Annotated in this window: 19 protein-coding genes; 3 read left to right on the plus strand and 16 right to left on the minus strand. The window is 70.1% G+C overall.

Annotated features, from left to right (window positions below; translation table 11 throughout):
* Nucleotides 1–8 precede the first annotated feature (8 nt).
* Nucleotides 9–464 carry a holo-ACP synthase gene (gene acpS, locus QZV97_RS06645; RefSeq protein WP_295640399.1) on the minus strand — a complete coding sequence of 152 codons (456 nt, stop codon included), beginning with the start codon at nucleotides 462–464 and terminating at the stop codon, nucleotides 9–11.
* 285 nt (nucleotides 465–749) lie between these two features.
* Between acpS and QZV97_RS06650 the strand changes: the two genes are divergently transcribed.
* From QZV97_RS06650 to QZV97_RS06660, 3 genes are read left to right on the plus strand one after another with little or no spacing between them, the layout of a single operon-like run.
* A complete protein-coding gene (locus QZV97_RS06650; protein ID WP_295640401.1) occupies nucleotides 750–1,940 on the plus strand; it encodes an acyl-CoA dehydrogenase family protein in 1,191 nt (396 codons plus the stop codon).
* A complete protein-coding gene (locus tag QZV97_RS06655) occupies nucleotides 1,937–2,848 on the plus strand; it encodes an amino acid--[acyl-carrier-protein] ligase (RefSeq protein WP_295640403.1) in 912 nt (303 codons plus the stop codon). Before QZV97_RS06650 ends, QZV97_RS06655 begins: the two co-directional genes overlap by 4 nt.
* A 13-nt stretch (nucleotides 2,849–2,861) precedes the next feature.
* Entirely contained in the window at nucleotides 2,862–3,848 is a 987-nt protein-coding gene (locus QZV97_RS06660) for a DUF1839 family protein (protein WP_295640405.1), read from the plus strand.
* 22 nt (nucleotides 3,849–3,870) lie between these two features.
* Here QZV97_RS06660 and QZV97_RS06665 read toward each other — a convergent pair whose 3' ends face one another.
* The 15 genes from QZV97_RS06665 to QZV97_RS06735 form a co-directional block, all read right to left on the minus strand.
* Complete coding sequence (locus QZV97_RS06665) at nucleotides 3,871–4,548, minus strand: 4'-phosphopantetheinyl transferase superfamily protein (protein WP_295640407.1); 678 nt, start codon at nucleotides 4,546–4,548, stop codon at nucleotides 3,871–3,873.
* A 10-nt stretch (nucleotides 4,549–4,558) separates the two neighbouring features.
* Complete coding sequence (locus QZV97_RS06670; protein ID WP_295640409.1) at nucleotides 4,559–5,272, minus strand: methyltransferase domain-containing protein; 714 nt, start codon at nucleotides 5,270–5,272, stop codon at nucleotides 4,559–4,561.
* Between the two features lie 20 nt (nucleotides 5,273–5,292).
* Nucleotides 5,293–6,549, minus strand: a complete 1,257-nt coding sequence (locus QZV97_RS06675) for a glycosyltransferase family 39 protein (protein ID WP_295640411.1) — start codon at nucleotides 6,547–6,549, stop codon at nucleotides 5,293–5,295.
* 10 nt (nucleotides 6,550–6,559) lie between these two features.
* Complete coding sequence (locus tag QZV97_RS06680) at nucleotides 6,560–7,996, minus strand: UbiA family prenyltransferase (protein WP_295640413.1); 1,437 nt, start codon at nucleotides 7,994–7,996, stop codon at nucleotides 6,560–6,562.
* Nucleotides 7,993–8,370: an EamA family transporter gene (locus tag QZV97_RS06685; protein WP_295640415.1), complete on the minus strand. Its 378-nt coding sequence runs from the start codon at nucleotides 8,368–8,370 to the stop codon at nucleotides 7,993–7,995. The genes QZV97_RS06680 and QZV97_RS06685 overlap by 4 nt, the downstream gene beginning before the upstream one ends.
* 10 nt (nucleotides 8,371–8,380) lie before the next feature.
* On the minus strand, nucleotides 8,381–9,379 hold the full coding sequence (locus QZV97_RS06690; RefSeq protein WP_295640417.1) for a glycosyltransferase: 999 nt from the start codon (nucleotides 9,377–9,379) through the stop codon (nucleotides 8,381–8,383).
* A gap of 2 nt (nucleotides 9,380–9,381) precedes the next feature.
* Nucleotides 9,382–10,239, minus strand: coding sequence for a polysaccharide deacetylase family protein (locus tag QZV97_RS06695; RefSeq protein ID WP_295640419.1), 858 nt, complete (start codon nucleotides 10,237–10,239; stop codon nucleotides 9,382–9,384).
* Nucleotides 10,239–11,069 carry a WecB/TagA/CpsF family glycosyltransferase gene (locus tag QZV97_RS06700; RefSeq protein WP_295640421.1) on the minus strand — a complete coding sequence of 277 codons (831 nt, stop codon included), beginning with the start codon at nucleotides 11,067–11,069 and terminating at the stop codon, nucleotides 10,239–10,241. The genes QZV97_RS06695 and QZV97_RS06700 overlap by 1 nt, the downstream gene beginning before the upstream one ends.
* Nucleotides 11,066–12,637, minus strand: a complete 1,572-nt coding sequence (locus tag QZV97_RS06705; RefSeq protein ID WP_295640423.1) for an amino acid adenylation domain-containing protein — start codon at nucleotides 12,635–12,637, stop codon at nucleotides 11,066–11,068. The genes QZV97_RS06700 and QZV97_RS06705 overlap by 4 nt, the downstream gene beginning before the upstream one ends.
* A gap of 58 nt (nucleotides 12,638–12,695) precedes the next feature.
* Nucleotides 12,696–12,944 carry a hypothetical protein gene (locus QZV97_RS06710; protein WP_295640425.1) on the minus strand — a complete coding sequence of 83 codons (249 nt, stop codon included), beginning with the start codon at nucleotides 12,942–12,944 and terminating at the stop codon, nucleotides 12,696–12,698.
* A 14-nt stretch (nucleotides 12,945–12,958) separates the two neighbouring features.
* Nucleotides 12,959–13,822, minus strand: coding sequence for a diiron oxygenase (locus QZV97_RS06715; protein ID WP_295640427.1), 864 nt, complete (start codon nucleotides 13,820–13,822; stop codon nucleotides 12,959–12,961).
* A 76-nt stretch (nucleotides 13,823–13,898) separates the two neighbouring features.
* On the minus strand, nucleotides 13,899–15,020 hold the full coding sequence (locus QZV97_RS06720; RefSeq protein WP_295640429.1) for a hypothetical protein: 1,122 nt from the start codon (nucleotides 15,018–15,020) through the stop codon (nucleotides 13,899–13,901).
* Between the two features lie 49 nt (nucleotides 15,021–15,069).
* Nucleotides 15,070–16,899, minus strand: coding sequence for a carbamoyltransferase (locus QZV97_RS06725; protein WP_295640431.1), 1,830 nt, complete (start codon nucleotides 16,897–16,899; stop codon nucleotides 15,070–15,072).
* A gap of 5 nt (nucleotides 16,900–16,904) precedes the next feature.
* Entirely contained in the window at nucleotides 16,905–17,054 is a 150-nt protein-coding gene (locus QZV97_RS06730) for a DUF5989 family protein (protein WP_295640433.1), read from the minus strand.
* Nucleotides 17,055–17,063: 9 nt separating this feature from the next.
* On the minus strand, nucleotides 17,064–17,483 hold the full coding sequence (locus QZV97_RS06735) for an SxtJ family membrane protein (protein ID WP_295640436.1): 420 nt from the start codon (nucleotides 17,481–17,483) through the stop codon (nucleotides 17,064–17,066).
* Nucleotides 17,484–17,512 lie beyond the last annotated feature (29 nt).

The raw sequence follows: 17,512 nt of genomic DNA on the forward strand, positions 1-17,512 counted from the left end.
GGTCTGGCTCAGGCAGGAAGAGATGGTTGACCCTCGGCGGCACACCACGCGGTCACGACCGCCGCGGCGTAATCGCCATCATGGCTCAGGCTCAGCGCGATAGGGCCGACGCCCAGGCCGGCCGCGCGGTCCGCCGCCTTGCCGTGCAGGCTCAGCGCGCAGGCACCGCCGGGCAGCTTGCGGACCTCGATGTCACGCCATCCGATGCCCGATTCGCCGAGATCGAAGGCCTTGATCGCGGCCTCCTTCGCGGCGAAGCGGGCGGCCAGGCGCTCGGCGCTCCAGCCGGCCTCGACGCGTGCATAGGCCAGTTCGTCGTCGCAGAACAGCCGCTCCAGGAAGCGCGTACCGAAGCGGTCGACGGACTCCCGGATGCGGCGGATCTCGACCATGTCCAGGCCCACGCGCAGCCGCCCCGGGCCGGCTTGCGCAGCGGCCGCTTGACGCGGGATCGGATCGTGCATGGGAAGGTTCGAACTGCAGCGGTGAAACCGAGCTTCGTCGATCCGGCGCCTTGGCGGCACCCTCCTGATGGAGGAGTCGGCGGACCTGCGCGACGAAAGCGTGGCAATGTACCGACTATCCCTCTCGCGCGCCGCCGGTGACAACCACTCGAATGAGGAGGCGCACTGTGCGAAGTGTCAGCAATCCGACGGGGCTTGGGGGTAGGCAGCACAACGCTGCGCGCTATCCTCGTTCTGCCTTTCTCGTGCTCCGTTTGGTCCACCGTCTCGCAGTATCCCCATCGCATGGACGCCCCCACCCGCCGACCCGGCCAGACCTTCGCTTCGCTGCTCGACGCCACGCGCCGCATCGCGACCGACGTGGCGGCCCGTCACGCCGCCGACGTCGACACGAAGGCGCGCTTCCCGTCCGAATCCATCGCAGCGCTGCGCGAGGCCGGCGTGCTGTCGGCGCCGGTGCCGCGCGAGCTCGGCGGCGCCGGCTGCGGCCTGCGTGAGCTCTCGCAGCTGTGTGCCACGCTCGCGCAGGCCTGCGGTTCCAGCGGCATGGTGCTGGCGATGCACTTCATCCAGGTCGGCTGCATCGCTCGCCATGGTCTGGCCAGCAGCTTCTTTCGCGACTACCTGCGCCGGCTGGTCGACGAGCAGCCGCTGCTGGCCTCGATCACCTCCGAGGTCGGCACCTTCGGCGAGACCCGCACCAGCCTCTGCGCGGTCGAGCGCCATGGCGAACGCTTCGTGCTGAACAAGGACGCGACCACCGGTTCGTACTGCGCCCATGCCGACGCGATGGCCGTCACCTGCCGCCGCGACGCCGAGGCCGCCGCCGGCGACCAGGTGCTGGTGCTGGTGCGACGCGAGGATGCGACGCTCGTGCAGACCACGACCTGGGACACGCTGGGCATGCGCGGCACCTGCAGCCCGGGCTTCCGGCTGGAGTCGTCGGGGCCGGTGGAGCAGATCCTGCCCGAGCCCTACGCCGACATCTCCGCGCGCACCATGGTGCCGTACTCGCACACGCTCTGGGCGGCGCTGTGGTGGGGCATTGCCGCCGACGCGGTCGGGCGCGCTTCGACCTACGTGCGCGGCGAAGCGCGCAAGCGGCCCGGCACCGTGCCGCCGACGGCGACGCGGCTCGCCGAGGTCACGGTCCAGCTGCAGGGAATGCGGCAGCAATGGCAATCGATGGCGCAGGCCTTCGACGAGGCGGCCGGCACGCCCGACGGCGAGCAGGACTTGCAGGGCATCGCCTGGGCGCTGCGCCTCAACAACCTCAAGATCGCGTGCTCGGAGGCGGCGCCGCAGATCGTGCACCGGGCTCTGCAGATCGTCGGCATCCTGGGCTACAAGAACGACAGCCCCTATACGCTGGGCCGGCACTACCGCGACACCCTGTCGGCGTCGCTGATGGTGTCCAACGAGCGCATCGCGTCCAAGAACGCGTCCATGCTGCTGGTGCTGAAGGACGCGCAATGACGGTCACCTACGACGTCGAGGGCTTCTACGCCGGGCTGGTCGAGCATGGCCTGATCGTTCCGGTCGGGGTCCCCGGCGCCTTCGGGCGCGGCGCCGTGTTCGAGGACGTGCTCGAGCGCTTCGACGCGCTCGTCCGGCGCGTCGGCGCGCCCGAAGGCGCCGAGTCGATTACCTTCCCGCCGATCGTCGACCGACGCGTGATCGAAAAGGTCCACTACCTGGACTCCTTCCCCCACCTGTGCGGCGCGGTGCAGAGCTTCTTCGGCGACGCGCTCCAGGCGCTCGCCCTGGCCGAACGCGTCAACCGCGGCCAGGACTGGGGCGATCTCCTAGGACAGACCGGCGTGGTGCTGGCCCCGGCGTGCTGCTACCCGCTCTATCCGACGCTCGCCGGCACGCTGCCCGCGCAAGGCCGGCTGGTGACGCTGGTCGGCTGGGCCTACCGTCACGAACCCTCGCCCGAACCGACGCGCATGCAGTCCTTCCGCGTGCGCGAGTACATCCGGGCCGGCAGCGCCGAACAGGTGCTGGCCTGGCGCGACGAATGGCTGCAGCGCGGCCTGGACCTGCTGCGGTCGCTCGGGCTACCGGCGCAGACCGACGTCGCGGCCGATCCGTTCTTCGGCCGTCGCGGCAAGCTGCTGGCGACCAACCAGAAGGACCAGAAGCTCAAGTTCGAGGTGCTGGTCCCCGTGATTTCGCTGACCGAACCGACCGCCGTCTGCTCGTTCAACTTCCACCAGGATCACTTCGGGGCCACCTTCGGCATCCGCACGGCCGGCGGGCAGGTGGCCAGCACGGCCTGCCTCGGCTTCGGACTCGAGCGCGTCACGATGGCGCTCTTCAAGATGCACGGCTTTCGGCCGCAGGACTGGCCGGCGAGCGTGCGCGCGCAGCTGTGGACCTGAGATCGCGCCCGGCATGTCTCGCCTCGTCGTGCTGAAGGGCCTCGTCGCGGCGCACTACCGGCCGCACGGACTGCATGCCGAGTCGCAGGTCTGGCCCGAGAAGAACTGCTACGTCGACATCTGGATCGAACTGCTGCACACGCTGGGCCTCGAACCGCGGGCGGTGATGGCGTTCACGCTGGCCGTCGATTTCGAGGGCGACCAGTGGACGTTCTTCAAGCCACCGCACGGTGAGATCCATGCGCTCTACGGCATCGACGTCCAGGAACTCAACGTCTGGCGCCCGCTGCTCGACCATGCGGTCGAGCACCTGGCGGCGGGTCGGTTGCTGAGCACGGAGTCCGACGCCTTCTGGCTTCCCGACACCGCCGGCACCGACTACCGCCGCCAGCACACCAAGACGACGATCGTGCTCAACGATCTCGACCTCGAGGCGCAGGCGCTCGGCTACTTCCACAACGCGGGCTACCACCGGCTCGAAGGCGAGGACTTCCGCCGCCTGTTCCGCATCGGCGTCGATCCGGACCCCGGCTTCCTGCCGCTGTACGCCGAGCTCATCCGCAGCGATCGCGTCGTGCGGCGCCGTGCCGATGCGCTCGGGTCGATCGCACTCGACCTGCTGCGCGAACACGGCGCACGGCGGCCGGCGTCGAACCCGATGCCGCGCTTCGGGGAGCGGCTCGGACAGGAGCTGCCGACGCTGCCGGCGCAGGGCCTGCCGCACTACCACGCCTGGGCGTTCGCGACGGTCCGCCAGTTCGGCGCCGCCTTCGAGCTGGCTGCGGCGCACCTGCGCTGGCACGCCGGGCTCGGTCGCGCGGACCTGCTGCCGGCGGCCGAGTGCTTCGACCGCATCGCCCAGGGCGGCAAGGCCCTGATCCTGAAGCTGGCACGCACGGTCAACACCGGCCGGCCGGCCGACCTGGCGCCCCTGCTCGGCGACATGGCGAGCGCCTGGGACGACGGCATGGCCGCGCTCGATCGCGCCCTGGGCGCCTGAATCACCCGGGCCGCGCGCCGCGTCAAGCGGCCAGCCAGGCGATCGCTGCGACCGCGGCTGCGCCGGTGGGGATGTCGCAGACCTCCAGGCGGCCTGGCCGCCCTGCGCTTCCCCCGATCGTCACGCCCACCGGGCCGGGCGCCAGGCCCACGTCGAAGGTCGACGGGGCCAGGCTCAACCCGGTCCCCAGGGCCTTGAGGCAGGCCTCCTTGCGAGTCCACAGGCGCAGGAAGCCCTCGTCCCGCGCGGCCGCGGACAGGCTCCCCAGGGACTCCTGCTCCGCCACCGTGTAGTGCAGGCGCGCCAGCGCCTCGGCATCGGGCATCGGCACGAGGGTCTCGATGTCCACGCCGATCTCGGCGCTGCTGCCGATGCCGATCAGCGCCAGCTCGCCGCTGTGGCTGAGGTTGAAGTGGCAGTCCGGGTGATCGACCAGGCGCGGCTTGCCGTGCCGCCCCTCGTCGAAGCGCAGCCCTGCCGCGGACTCGCCGAGATGCTGCGCCAGCAGCTGGCGCAAGGCGGCGTGCGATGCCAGGTAGCGGCGGCGGTCACGATCCTGGCGGAAGCGCTCGGCGCGTGCCCGCTCGGCAGGCGACAGCTCGGCCAGGGTCGCCGCAGCCGGCAAGGACCCGAGCGACACCAGCCACAGGGACAGCGGCGCCCCCGGTGCGCCATCGAACGGGACGGCCAGGCGGCGCAAGCGATGTCGCTCAGCGGGACGTGGCGGTCGCCGCGCGGCGCTCGAAGACCAGGGTCCAGTGACCGTACCAGAGCAGGTTGGCGCGACTGCGGTGGACGCACACGAACTCGGGATCCCGGACCCAGGCCTCGACCTGCCCGGGGCCGGCGTGATGCACCCACTGGCGCGCCATCAGCAGGTCGTGCATGCGGTTGGCCAGTGCGCGCCAGCGCGGCGTCACGACCATGTCCTTGATGACGAGGCGTGCGCCGGGCGGCGTCGCGGCGCACAGGTCGGTGATGAAGCCGGCCTGGAAGGCCGGCGGGATGTGGTGGATGACGTCGATGACCGAAACCACGCTCCAGTCGCCCTTCGGGATGCCTTGCGCGACCGAACGCACCGAGAACTCGACCAGCTCGGGGCGGTCGAGCCGCGTGGCGGCCGCCTGGGCCGCGGCGATCGCGTCGGTCGAGACGTCGAAACCGACGCCGCGGGTGAGCCGCCCGAAGCTAGCCAGCATCAGCAGGAACAGGCCCGAGCCGCAGCCGACGTCGAGCACGCGCGACTTCTCGGGCACCAGTGCGATGACGTCGCCGAACGGGCAGATGTAGGGCCGCAGGCTCTGCAGCCAGCGCCAGCGCCAGCGCTGGGCCGCATAGAGCCGCTTGGCCAGGTCGGCCAGCGTCCTGGCGCTCGGGGCGGCGACCGGCGCCGCGCCCTGCATCCCGTCGATCGTTCCCTGCATGCTCTCTGCTCCCTGGGTGTTCAGCCGCGACGGCGCTGCAGGCCGGCGACGAGCGCCAGTGCCGCCAGCACCGCGAACTGCGGTGCCATCACGAGGTGGTAGCGATCGGTGGCCAGCACGATGGCGTGGATCGCGGTGTAGTAGAGCACCGGCAGCAGCATCGGCGAAGCCAGCGCCTTCAACGCGCCCAGCCGGCGCAGCAGCAGCGTTGCACCGACCATCGCCGCCACGAAGATCAGCCCCCAGGACACCTGCGTCAGCCGCTTGAACCACAGCACGTCCACGCCCCAGGCCTGCTTGAGCCCGCGCGAGTTCCAGTGCGCGCCGATCGATTCGTTGTTGAACAGCTGGACCACGCGGTGCAGCGTGTTGACGACGAAGCGCAGCGGGTCGGCCAGGATGTCCTGGCGCGCCATCGCGCCGAGGATCTTGTTGGTCTCGTAGTCGTTCAGGCCCTTCACGACCGGCGGCAACCTGCCGAGGATCGCGCCGGGGTCGGGCGAGTTGCCCATCCACAGGATCGTGCCGCCGTTGGTCGATACCAGCACCAGGCCGCCGTAGAGCTGGTAGTTGCGCCAGACCCACGGCGCCAGCACGCCGCCCAGCGCGACGAAGGCCACCACGACCAGCCGGGCCTGGCGCACGAACTCGTCGCGCTGCCAGCCGCCCACGGCCAGCAGCGACACCGCGAACACGAAGGGCAGCAGCAAGGCCATCGGCCGCACCAGGGTGGCGACGCCGAGCAGCAGGCCCGCGACGAGGCCGCGCCACAGCACCCGATCGCGCCGCAGCGTCCACAGGTCGAAGGCGGCCATCGCCAGCGCCAGGTAGAGCACCTCGCTGGCCAGCAGCGTGGTGAACATGATCAGCGTCGGCCAGGCCGCGAGCACCGCCGCACTCGCGACCCCGACGCGCGCGTCGAAGAGCCGGGTCGCGACGCGAGCGGTGCAGACGATCATCACCGCCGACGCGACCAGGTTGACGACGACGACGTTGGCGAAGCTGAAGCCGGCCAGCGCGTACACCAGGCCGTAGATCATCGACGTACCCGGGGCCCAGAACGCGAACGGCTCCTCCTTGGTCCAGCCGAAGACGCCGTGGTTCGCGAGCGTGCGGGCGAAGGCGTCGTAGGCCATCACGTCGCTCTCGGGCACCACCGGCACCGCCAGCGCCCAGGCCAGGCGGACCAGCAGGCCCAGGGCCAGCACGATCCAGAACGCGCGCCGGGACGTCATGTCCGCGGCGGCATCGGCGCGCAGTGGCACGGCGGCGCTCATGACCGGCCCTTCATGGCAGCGTGGCGGCCCACAGGGCGCCGATCACCACCGCCGCCAGGATCCAGCTCTGTCGATCGGTCACCGCGAACACCACCGGGTCGTCGTGCATCTCGCCGCGGTGCGTCTTCATCCAGATGCGGCTGATCCAGTAGAGGATCGGCGGCAGCACCATCCACAGCGCCCATTCGTTGGGGTACAGCCCGCCCAGGTCCGGGCTGTTGACGTACAGCGCCAGGATCAGCACCGCGATGTAGCCGGCCGCGGACCCGAGGCTCAGCAGGACCGGCATGTCGGACACGAGGTAGCCGCGCCCGGCGGCCTGCGTGCGCTTGTCCTGGAAGACGACCAGCAGCTCCGAGTAGCGCTTGACCACTGCCAGGCTGAGGAAGATGAACATCGAGAACGCGAGCAGCCAGAACGAGGGCGCGATCGCCGTCGCGGCCGCTCCGGCCACGATGCGCATCGTGTACAGCGAGGTGAGCAGCATGACGTCGACGATGACCTGGTTCTTGAGCCAGAACGAATACAGGCAGGTCATCGCGAAGTAGCCCAGCAGGCTGAGCGCGAACCAGCCCGGCAGCAGGCTGCACAGCGCGGCCGAGGTCAGCAGCAGCAGTGGCGCCAGCACGATGCCATGGACGATCGGGATCGCGCCCGACGCGAACGGCCGGCGGCGCTTGCGCACGTGCACGCGGTCGGCGCCGAGGTCGAGCAGGTCGTTGATCACGTAGACCGCCGAGGCGCACAGGCCGAAGGCGAAGAACGCGATGACGGCCGCCAGCGTCTCGGGGCTGAGCGCGGCCTTGTGGGCCGCCACGAGCGGGATGAACACGAGGATGTTCTTCAGCCACTGGTGCAGCCGGATGGCGCGCAGGTAGGTCGTCAGCGAGGCCCGCGGCGGGCGGATCGTCTCGACGACCGTCGACACCTTCGCGGCCGCGGCCTCGATCGACCGGGACGCGCTGACCACGACCGCGCCGCCGCTGGCCGCCCAGACCGGCAGGTCGTCGCGGCTGTTGCCGACGTAGACGAAGCCGGCCCGGCCGAACAGACCCTCGAGCCGCGCCGCCTTGGCTTCGCGGGAGACGTTGACGTCGCCCTCCGTCGCGACGACGTCGTCGAACAGGTCCAGGTGCGCGGCGACGCCCTGGGCCTGCCGATGCGGCGAAGCCGTCGCCAGCACCGTCCGTCGCCCCTGGGCGCGCGCCTGCCGGAGCAGGTCGACCACGGCGTCGTTGTACGGCAGGCTGGCCGCATCGACGGACACGCGCTGCGCGATCTGCTGCTTCATGTGCGCCTTGCCGCGCATGAGCCAGAACGGCAGGCACAGCAGCGACCACCACGACGACTTGGCCAGCAGCAGCACCGACTCGTGCAGCAGGTCGGTACGGATCAGCGTGCCGTCGCAGTCGACGCACAGCGGCAGGGACGCGGTCGATGCGCTCATCCGCCCCTCGCCACCAGCACGACGCCCAGCGTGATCAGCAGCGTGCCGACCACACGCTGCACGCCCAGCGTGTCGCCCATGAAGCCCCAGCCCAGCAGCATCGTGACGACGAAACCGAGGCCGACGAAGGGGTAGGCGAAGCTGAGCTCGACCTTCGCCAGGACCAGCAGCCACAGCAGCGCCCCGAGCACGTAGAGGGACAGGCCGACGACGACCCAGTGATTGACGATCAGCTGCGTCGCGAGGCTACCCCACTGGCGGCCCTCGACCGCCGCGCGCACGCCGGCGTCGCTCATGCCGATCTTCAGCAGCAGCTGCGCCGTCGTCGCCATCAGCACGCTGCCGAGGATCAGCAGCAAGGTGTCGAGTCGCATGGTGTCGGCCCTACTTGTATTCGATCAGCCGGGCCTGCGCGCCCGACAGTCGCAGCGCCAGGAACTTCAGCTGGCCGCAGGCCTCGGCGAACTTGCCCAGCACCATGAACAGCGCGCGCCAGGCGCGCAGCCGCGGCGCTCCGCCGAACGAGAAGTACAGCCGAAGCACCTGCAGCGGATACAGGGCCAGCAGCAGCAAGGCCCAGGGCCCGACGACGAGGGCGGCCAGGATCGCGACCAGCGGTATGCCCAGGCCCCAGATCCAGGCGCGCCTCGACTCGCGCACGCGATGCCGCTCCGGCGGCGCCCCGTGCAGGTGGGCGCCTTCGGCGAAGGTGAAGCCGGCCCGCATGCTGCGCTTCCACCACTGCGAGATCCGCGTCATCGCCGCGTCGTGGGCCGTCATCTCGTCGGCCAGCCGCCACACGCGCCAGCCGGCCGCGCGCAGCCGGACGCAGAGCTCGGGTTCCTCGCCGGCGATCAGCGAGTCGCGATAGCCGCCGACCGCCTCGATCGCGGCGACGCGCATCATCACGTCGCCGCCGCAGGCGCGGGTCTCGCCGACCGGCGCGTCCCACTCCATGTCGCAAAGCTGGTTGTAGATGGACCGCTCGGGATGGCGCTCGCGGCGGCGGCCGCAGACGGCTGCTGCATCCGGATGGCTCACCAGGAAGTCGGCAGCGCGCTGCAGCCAGCCGTCGACCACGGCGCAATCGCCATCGACGAACTGCACCAGCGTCACCTCGGGGGCGCGCTGGCGCACGTGGCGCCAGCCGGTGTTGCGGGCGCGTGCGGCCGTGAAGGGCACGCTCAGGTCGAGCGTCAGCACCTCGGCGCCCAGGCCGCGCGCCATCGCGACCGAGTCGTCCGTCGACCCGGAGTCGACGTAGACCACCAGCGCGGCCGTGTCCACCACCGAGCGCAGGCAGGCGCGCAGGCGCTCGCCTTCGTTGCGCCCGATGGCGACGACCGCCACCTGCGCCAGCGGAGGCCGGCGGTCGGCCTGCATGCTCAGAGCTGCTCCGACACGGCCGGTCGCTGCAGCTTCCACAGCGTGTCGTCGAAGAGCTTCCAGGCGTCCATGCCGCCGCGGCACAGCAGCTTGAACATCCACAGCGGCTCGCCGCCCTCGACCTTGACGCGCGGCAGCCGGGCCGTCGGCGCGCCGCGCCGCAGCGTGCCGTGCTGGGCGATGAAGACGGTGCTGTAGCCGCAGCCGGTCAGCATCGTCGCCGTGGCCGGGCTTTCATCGGGGCGCATGCCGAAGGGGTAGGCGAACGAGAGCACCGGCGCGCCGAGATGCTGCTCCAGCAGCGCCTTCGAGCGGCGCGCCTCGTCGAGCGAGGCCTCGCTGCCGATCTGCGCCATCGAGCGGTGGGTGTGCGCATGCGAGCCGACGGTCACGCCGCTGGCCGGCAGGCGCTTCACCTCGTCCCAGGTGAGGTAGGGTTCGCCGGAGGCGCTGATGCCGCCGACGAAACCGGTGGTCACGTAGGCGACCGACGGGATGCCGTGGCGCTGCATGATCGGCGCGGCGATGTTCAGCACGCTGGAGAAGCCGTCGTCCATCGTCACCAGGACGGCGCCGTCGGGCAGGTCGCGTTCGCCGCGCACGAAGCGCTCGATGTCGTCGAGCGACACCGCGAGCTGCTGCTCGGACAACCAGCGCATCTGCGCCTCGAAGTCGGCCGCGCTCACGCACCACGGGTCGCGATCGGCCTCGCCGAAGCGGTGGTAGGTCAGCACGCGCACCACCGGGCCGCGGCCGAACAGGCGACGCAGGCCCAGCGAGCCGGACACGAAGCTGCCCAGCACCATCGCGCGGCGCGCGACCTTCTTGACGACCCAGCGCAATGTCGAGACGCTCATCAGGACCTCCGGGCATCGAGCCCCAGCAGCCGGCTGCGCGCGACGCGCAGCAGGAACAGCGGATTGCCGATCAGGTAGCGCCGCGCCTTGTGCGGCTGGCGGATCAGCAGGTGCAGCCACTCGTAGCCGATGCGCCGGACCCAGGCCGGCGCCCGCACCAGGTCGCCGACCCAGTAGTCGAACAGGCCGCCGGTGCCCATGCACAGCGGCACGCGAAGCTGCGGCAGGTGGCGTGCGATCCAGCGCTCCTGCCTGGGATTGCCCATGCCGACCAGCAGCAGGTGCGCGCCCGAGGCGTTGATCTTCTCGATCACCGCGGCCGGGTCGACGTCGTCGAGGTAGCCGTGGTGGAAACCGGCCTGCACCCAGCCGGGATAGGTGGCGCGGGCATGGGCGGCGGCGCGCTCGATGCGCTCGGGCGTGTTGCCCAGCAGGAAGTAGCGCAGCCCGCGGCCGGCCAGGTCGTTGAAGAGACGCGGCACGACGTCGGTGCCGTTGACGTTGTCGCGCAGGCGGCGACCGTGCAACAGGCGGGCCGCCCAGCGCACGCCGGTGCCGTCGCCGTAGACGCGGTCGGCGCGCTGCAGCACCGCGCGGTAGGCGTCATCGTCGCAGGCGAGGTTCAGCGTGTGGGCATTGACGAAGAAAACCGCGTGCGACTTGGCGCCGCGCGACATCAGCTGGTCGAGCCAGCGGATCGCGTCGTCCATGTGCATGTCGCTGACCGGAACGCCCAGCACCGGCAGCACCTCGTGTCCGTCCGGCGCGGACGGCCGCGCTGCCGCGGGCGTGCCGTCGAGCGCCGGCTCGGGCAGTGCATCGCGGTTCATGCGCCCTCCTTCGCCGCGGCCGCGGCATCGACCAGGCGCTGCAGCAGCGCCTTGCGGTCGACCTTGCCGTTGGCGTTGAGCGGGAACTCGGGCACCAGGTGCAGCTCGCTCGGGTGCATGTAGGGCGGCAGGCGGGCGATGATGCGCTCGCGGACCGCCGCGATGTCGGCGCGATCGGTCCCGAGGAAACCGACCAGGCCGTCGGCGCCACTGGCGGTGACGGGCCAGCCGACGGCGATCGCGACCTCGACGCCGGCTTCCTGGCGCATCACGGCCTCGATCTCGCCGAGCTCGACGCGGTAGCCCTGGATCTTGATCTGGTTGTCCATCCGACCGAGGTAGACCAGCGGACGGCCGGGCGCGGGCCGGCGCACGCGATCGCCGGTGCGGTAGTAGGTCTCGGCGCGGCCAGGCGGCACGACGAAGGCCGCCGCGGTGCGCTCGGCATCGCGCCAGTAGCCCAGCGTCAACTGCGGGCCGGTCATCAGCAGTTCGCCGGTCTCGCCGACCGGCACTTCGTTCAGCTGCTCGTCGGCGACCAGGATCTTCATGCCCGGATAGGGCTCGCCGATCGGGACGACGCCCAGCTCGCTCTCGGACGGCGAGCGTTCGCCGTCCCAGCGGTACAGGGTGCAGGCGATCGTCAACTCGGTCGGGCCGTAGAGGTTCTCCAGCACCGAGGCGGGTGCGGCCTCGGCCCACTTCTGCAGGACCTCGACCGGCAGCGCCTCGCCGCAGAACAGGCTGTAGCGCAGGCCCGGGAACTTGCCGGGCTTCAGGATGCGCAGCCGGCTCATCAGCACCGCCGTCGACGGCACCGAGAACCAGATCGTGATGCCGCACTCGGTGACGTACTTGCCCGGCAGCATTTTCTGGCTCTGCGTCGGCGCACACACGCAGGCGCCGCGCTCCCAGGCCACGAACATGTCGAAGGCCGACAGGTCGAAGGTCAGGTCGAAGGTCTGCGAGAAGCGGTCGTGCTCGGTCACCGCGTAGCGCTCGACCATCGCGTCGACGAAGTGGGTGACGTTGCGGTGCGCGACCATCACGCCCTTGGGCTGGCCGGTGCTGCCCGAGGTGAACAGCAGGTAGGCGATGCCGTTCGGGTCGACCGGCCCCGGCTGCCAGCGGGCGGCGTCGAGCAGCGCGCCGCGACCGAGGAAGCGGTGCGCCGGCCAGCGCGCCGCGAAGGCGTCGACGTCGTCGTGTTCGGGCAGCAGCAGGACGAGCGGCGTGTCGACGCCGTCGAGCACCTCCTCGAGCTGGCGTGCGCCATGGCCGTCGACGATCAGGCTGCGGCAGCCCGAGCGGACCAGCATCGCGCGCGTGCGGTCGGTCGGGAAGGCGGGGTTCAGCGGCACGTAGCCGTGACCGCGGTGCAGGCCGGCCAGCACGCCGGCATAGGCCGTGATGGAGCGGTGGGCGAACACGGCGGTCAGCGGCAGCTCGTCGGCCGGCGCCTGGGCGTCGAGCGTCGCCGCCATCGAGGCCGCCAGCGCGGACAGCGCCCGGTAGCTCAGCGTCTCGCCGCCGAGCTGCAGGGCCGGTCGGTCGGGAAAGCGCTCCACGGAGCGCAGGAAGCCCGTTCGGACGCTGCGCGCTTGGGAGCCCATCGCCGCCCCGTCGTCAGGCCGCGGCGAAGAAGGCCGCGACCAGCGTGTCGATGCTGGTGAAGACCTCGGGCTCGATGTCGTCGACGTCGACGTCTTCGCCCCGCAGGCTCTCGATGAAGAGCACGAACTCGACGATGTCGAGCGAGGACAGGATGCCCTCCTCCAGCAGCTGCGTCTGGTCGGAGAAGGCCGAGGAAGGGGCGGTCTTCGCGTGCTTGAGGATCCAGTCGCGCAGCTTGGTCCGGACGTCGCTCTCTTGCATGGGTAGGGCGGCGCTCAGAGCGCGGGTTCCTCGGCCAGCAGTCCGGTCTTGACGAAGTAGCTGACCAGCTTGGCCGACGCGCGCTGGCGGAAGGCCGCGGTCGCCGGGTGGGCCAGCGCCATCTGGCGCAGCTCGTAGCCGTCGGCCAGGCCGGCGTCGCGGTAGACGGTGGGGTTGTAGTAGTCGCCCCAGGAGGCGCGCAGGTACTCGACCAGCCAGCTGCGGAAGCCCGCCAGCTGCTCCTCGGACCAGCCGGCGCGATAGCGCTCGAACAGCTCGGCCAGGTAGAGGCGCCCGAAGGCCAGGTGGCGCGCCTCGTCGATGTGGTGGACGCGGTTGAGTTCGCGCGTCATCGGCTCGATCCGCTCGTCCTTCTCGATCGTGATGTTGTAGAAGTCGCCGAGCTCCTCGACCACCATCACCTTGCAGAAGAAGGCGACCTCTTCCTCGCCCTTCGCGTATTCGCGCGGCAGACTGATCTTCTTCTCGGGGTAGACCTTGCCGATGTAGCGGTGGCAGAACTCGCCGAACATCACCATGTGCTTGTTCTCTTCGTCGACGAAGTGGTGCAGGTACTCGGTGATCTCCTTGCTGTTCTTCTTGCTGTACAGGCGGTCGACCAGGCCCTGCACCAGCGGGCGCTCGCCCTGCAGCACCAGGCTGAAGAAATTGCCCAGCTCGAAGTGGCTGAGCCGCAGGCGCTGGGCCTCGTCGAGCGAATCCCAGGCCGGCGTCCCGTACAGCGAGATCAGCTCGGGCGGCATCATCCACATGCCCTCGACCAGCGCTTCGGGCCAGGTGAAGGCGTTGTAGACGTCCCAGAACTTCTTGCGCGAGGCGCGCGTCAGCCGGGTGGCGAGGTCGGATGCGGTTTCCATGCAACTACTCCAGGGAAGGGCGAAACAACTGCCGGTCGAAATGCTATCAGCGGACGATGTCGATCGATGACGCCCGTCAAAGGGCCATCGGACCGTGACCGTCCATGTTCGTCAAGTGCAAGCCGCGTGCCGTCTCTTCGAAGGGTTCCAGCAAGGCCCTGAGTGCAGGAGACGGGGCGAACATCCGCTTGTCGGGGAGCACGGCATAGCCGTTCTGGGCGAAGCCCGCGGCCCAAGCCGGATGCGCCTGGTTGGAGACCACGATGTCGACCCCGCGCTGGCCCAGGAACCGCGTCGCCACGGCCACCACTTCGCCAGTATCGGCCGGATCGGCCAGGCAGTCCACGACGGATCCCACACGCAGGTCGCCGAATCGATGCTCACCCCGCATCTGGGTGTCCATCACGACCGCCCAGCCGATGGTCTGCCCGTCCCGGTCGACGCGCAGGCGGATGCCGGGCGGCCAGTTGCCGGCCGGCAGCAGGGCATTCATCGACGCGGCGTCGCGCCACGCGATGGCGCTGTAGCGGTCCTTGCAGCGCTCCCACAGGGCGTCGGCCCACGACCCGAACTCGGCCACCTCGACCGCCTGGGCGCGGAAGCGCCGGCCATGGCGCAGCCGCAGCGCCAGGTGCATGGCCTTCAGCAGCAGGTGGCCGAGGCCGGTGAAGGCCGCGATGTCGAAGGCCAGCCGCCGCAGGGCCGAGGTCCGCAGCAGCGCATTCAGCCGCAGGAAGCGCGAAGGCTTCAGGACCAGCAGGCAGAACGGCGTGTGATGCATCACCCAGCCCATCTTCTGCAGCATCTGCACGACCGGCTGCTCGTTGCCGCCGTGGCCCCAGCTGTACAGCAGCGGCCGCTTCTTAAGCATGTCGCGGACCATCCGCAGGCCGAGGGTGTTGAACTGGACGTTCACGCTGCCCTCGGAGAACGGCCCTTGCCAGTCGGTCACGACCTCGGCGCGGCCCCGGACCCACCAGTCCTGCGGCTTCAGCGCGAAGGCACCGCGTACCTCGCCGTCGTCGTCGACCGCGAGGTGGTACTCGCGCCAGACCGACTGGCCCGGCTGCGGTGCGATCCAGTCCGGTCGCGGGTCGACGTAGAAGCCCCAGGGCGAGCCGCCGTCGGCCATGCGACGGTTGAAGCGCTCGACCGCCGGCGCATGCTCGGCCGCGTGGGGAAGGATCCGGATGCTCATCGTCGAAACCCGCCGCCCGCGGCGTGCGGGTGTTCGGCTTGAGGTGCCATCAGTCCAGCTCGAACGCCGTCTCGTAGTTCTGCTTCAACGCCGGGTTCTGGTGTTCCTTGCGCAGGTAGCAGTTGCCGACCGCCAGCACGTCGAGTTCGGTCCCCATGAAGCAGCGGAAGGCGTCCTCGGGGGTGCCGACGATCGGCTCGCCGCGCACGTTGAAGCTGGTGTTGACCAGCACCGGGCAGCCGGTCTGCTTCTCGAAGGCCGACAGCAGGGCGTGATAGCGCGGGTTCGTTTCCTGGTGCACGGTCTGGATGCGGGCCGAGTAGTCGACGTGCGTCACGGCCGGGATGTCCGAGCGCGGCACGTTGAGCTTGTCGATGCCGAACAGCTGCTGCTCGTCGTCCGTCATCGCGCGCCGGCGCGACTTCACCACGTCGGCGACCAGCAGCATGTAGGGGCTGTCGCCGTCGATCTCGAACCAGTCGGCCACCCGCTCGCGCAGGACCGACGGCGCGAAAGGCCGGAAGGACTCGCGGTACTTGACCTTCAGGTTCAGCGTCTTCTGCATCGTCGGCGAACGCGGGTCGCCGATGATCGAGCGGTTGCCCAGTGCTCGCGGCCCGAACTCCATGCGCCCCTGGAACCAGCCGAGCGCCTTGCCCTCGGACAGGTCGCCGGCGCAGGCCGCGACCAGCGCGCCGTCGTCCAGCGACTCGAACTTGGCGCCGGCCGCGCGCAGCCGGGACTCGATGTCGGCCTGAGCGAAGTTCGGGCCGAGGTAGGAGCCGCGCATGCCCTCGCCCCGCGAAGGCCGCGGCTGGTCCATCTGCAGGTGATAGCCGACCAGCGCGGCGCCGAGCGCGCCGCCGGCGTCGCCGGCGGCCGGCTGGATGTAGATGTGCTCGAAGGCGCCGTCGCGCAGCACCTTGCCGTTGGCCACGCAGTTCAGCGCCACGCCGCCGGCCAGGCAGAGCTTGTCGATGCCGGTTTCCTTGCGCAGCGAGCGCGTCAGCTTCAGGACCACCTCCTCCGTCGCCGCCTGCAGCGAGGCCGCGAGGTCCATGTGGTGCTGCGTCAGCTGCTCGTCGGCCTTGCGCGGCGGGCCGCCGAACAGCGCATCGAACTTGGCGTTGGTCATCGTCAAGCCGGTGCAGTAGTCGAAGTAGGACAGATCGAGCCGGAACGAGCCGTCGTCCTTGACGTCGATCAGGTGCTTGAAGATCTTGTCGACGTACTTGGGCTCGCCGTACGGCGCCAGGCCCATCACCTTGTACTCGCCGGAGTTGACCTTGAAGCCGGTGTAGTAGGTGAAGGCCGAATACAGCAGGCCCAGCGAATGCGGGAAGTGGATCTCCTTGAAGACCTCGAGCTTGTTGCCGCGGCCGATCGCAGCCGAGGTCGTGGCCCACTCGCCGACGCCGTCCATCGTCAGCACGACGGCCTCGTCGTAGGGCGACGGGAAGTAGGCGCTGGCGGCGTGGCTGAGGTGGTGCTCGCTGAACAGCAGCTCGCCGTTCCAGCGCCCGGAGGTGTCGGCCTTCTTCAGCGCCGTGCTCAGCAGGTCCTTCAGGAACAGCTTCTCGCGCAGCCACAGCGGGATCGACATGCGGAAGGACTTGAAGCCGCGCGGCACGAAGGCGAGGTAGGTCTCGAGCAGGCGCTCGAATTTCAGGAAGGGCTTGTCGTAGAAGACCACGCGGTCGATGTCGGCGAGCGTGATGCCCGCCTCGCCGAGGCAGTAGGCGAGCGCGTTCACGGGGAAGCGCGCGTCGTGCTTCTTGCGAGAGAAGCGCTCTTCCTGCGCCGCCGCGACGATGACACCGTCCTCGACCAGCGCCGCGGCGCTGTCGTGGTAGTAGGCCGAGATACCGAGGATGCGCATCGCGGTCAGAACAGCGTGTAGATGAACGGCGCCACGGCCGAGCCCTTGGCCAGCACGATCAGCGCACCCAGCAGCGCCATCATGATGAAGATGGGCCAGAGCCAGAACTTCTTGCGCGCACGCAGGAAGGCCCAGAGTTCCTTGATCAGCGACATGGCGACTCCCTAGAACTGATTGGTCATGGACCCGGGCGGCGGGCCGGGCGGATCGCGGTCGATCCAGTAGGACGCCGCGGCCCGGTCGAACTTCAGGCGCAGCGGATCCTGGCCCACCAGCCGCATCAGACCGCCGATCGGCGTCAGCACGCCGTAGAACAGCAGGCCCAGGGCGATCGGGCTGACGATCTTGCCGAGCAGCAGCCCCAGCTTCAGCCACCAGCGGTTCAGGCCCGACAGCAGCGACGGCCGGGTGAAGGCGATCACCAGGAACGCCGCCCCCACGGCCAGCGCCCAGACCCGCACACCGCGGCCGCTCAGCAGTGGCCAGCAGCCGATGATCGCGAACACCACCGCGAACACGATGCCGAAGCTGCGATCCGAGGAGCCCTCGATCTCTTCTTCCCGATTCAGGTCTTCATGTGCCATCCGGTGATCCTAACTTTGTGCGGTGTCCG

The sequence above is a fragment of the uncultured Methylibium sp. genome (assembly GCF_902826655.1).
Lineage (GTDB): Bacteria > Pseudomonadota > Gammaproteobacteria > Burkholderiales > Burkholderiaceae_C > Methylibium.

Coding starts and splice junctions, on each gene's coding strand:
- acpS (WP_295640399.1), bottom strand. CDS start 464: ATGCACGATCCGATCCCGCGTCAAGCGGCCGCTGCGCAAGCCGGCCCG.
- QZV97_RS06650 (WP_295640401.1), top strand. CDS start 750: ATGGACGCCCCCACCCGCCGACCCGGCCAGACCTTCGCTTCGCTGCTC.
- QZV97_RS06655 (WP_295640403.1), top strand. CDS start 1,937: ATGACGGTCACCTACGACGTCGAGGGCTTCTACGCCGGGCTGGTCGAG.
- QZV97_RS06660 (WP_295640405.1), top strand. CDS start 2,862: ATGTCTCGCCTCGTCGTGCTGAAGGGCCTCGTCGCGGCGCACTACCGG.
- QZV97_RS06670 (WP_295640409.1), bottom strand. CDS start 5,272: ATGCAGGGAACGATCGACGGGATGCAGGGCGCGGCGCCGGTCGCCGCC.
- QZV97_RS06675 (WP_295640411.1), bottom strand. CDS start 6,549: ATGAGCGCCGCCGTGCCACTGCGCGCCGATGCCGCCGCGGACATGACG.
- QZV97_RS06680 (WP_295640413.1), bottom strand. CDS start 7,996: ATGAGCGCATCGACCGCGTCCCTGCCGCTGTGCGTCGACTGCGACGGC.
- QZV97_RS06685 (WP_295640415.1), bottom strand. CDS start 8,370: ATGCGACTCGACACCTTGCTGCTGATCCTCGGCAGCGTGCTGATGGCG.
- QZV97_RS06690 (WP_295640417.1), bottom strand. CDS start 9,379: ATGCAGGCCGACCGCCGGCCTCCGCTGGCGCAGGTGGCGGTCGTCGCC.
- QZV97_RS06695 (WP_295640419.1), bottom strand. CDS start 10,239: ATGAGCGTCTCGACATTGCGCTGGGTCGTCAAGAAGGTCGCGCGCCGC.
- QZV97_RS06700 (WP_295640421.1), bottom strand. CDS start 11,069: ATGAACCGCGATGCACTGCCCGAGCCGGCGCTCGACGGCACGCCCGCG.
- QZV97_RS06710 (WP_295640425.1), bottom strand. CDS start 12,944: ATGCAAGAGAGCGACGTCCGGACCAAGCTGCGCGACTGGATCCTCAAG.
- QZV97_RS06715 (WP_295640427.1), bottom strand. CDS start 13,822: ATGGAAACCGCATCCGACCTCGCCACCCGGCTGACGCGCGCCTCGCGC.
- QZV97_RS06720 (WP_295640429.1), bottom strand. CDS start 15,020: ATGAGCATCCGGATCCTTCCCCACGCGGCCGAGCATGCGCCGGCGGTC.
- QZV97_RS06725 (WP_295640431.1), bottom strand. CDS start 16,899: ATGCGCATCCTCGGTATCTCGGCCTACTACCACGACAGCGCCGCGGCG.
- QZV97_RS06730 (WP_295640433.1), bottom strand. CDS start 17,054: ATGTCGCTGATCAAGGAACTCTGGGCCTTCCTGCGTGCGCGCAAGAAG.
- QZV97_RS06735 (WP_295640436.1), bottom strand. CDS start 17,483: ATGGCACATGAAGACCTGAATCGGGAAGAAGAGATCGAGGGCTCCTCG.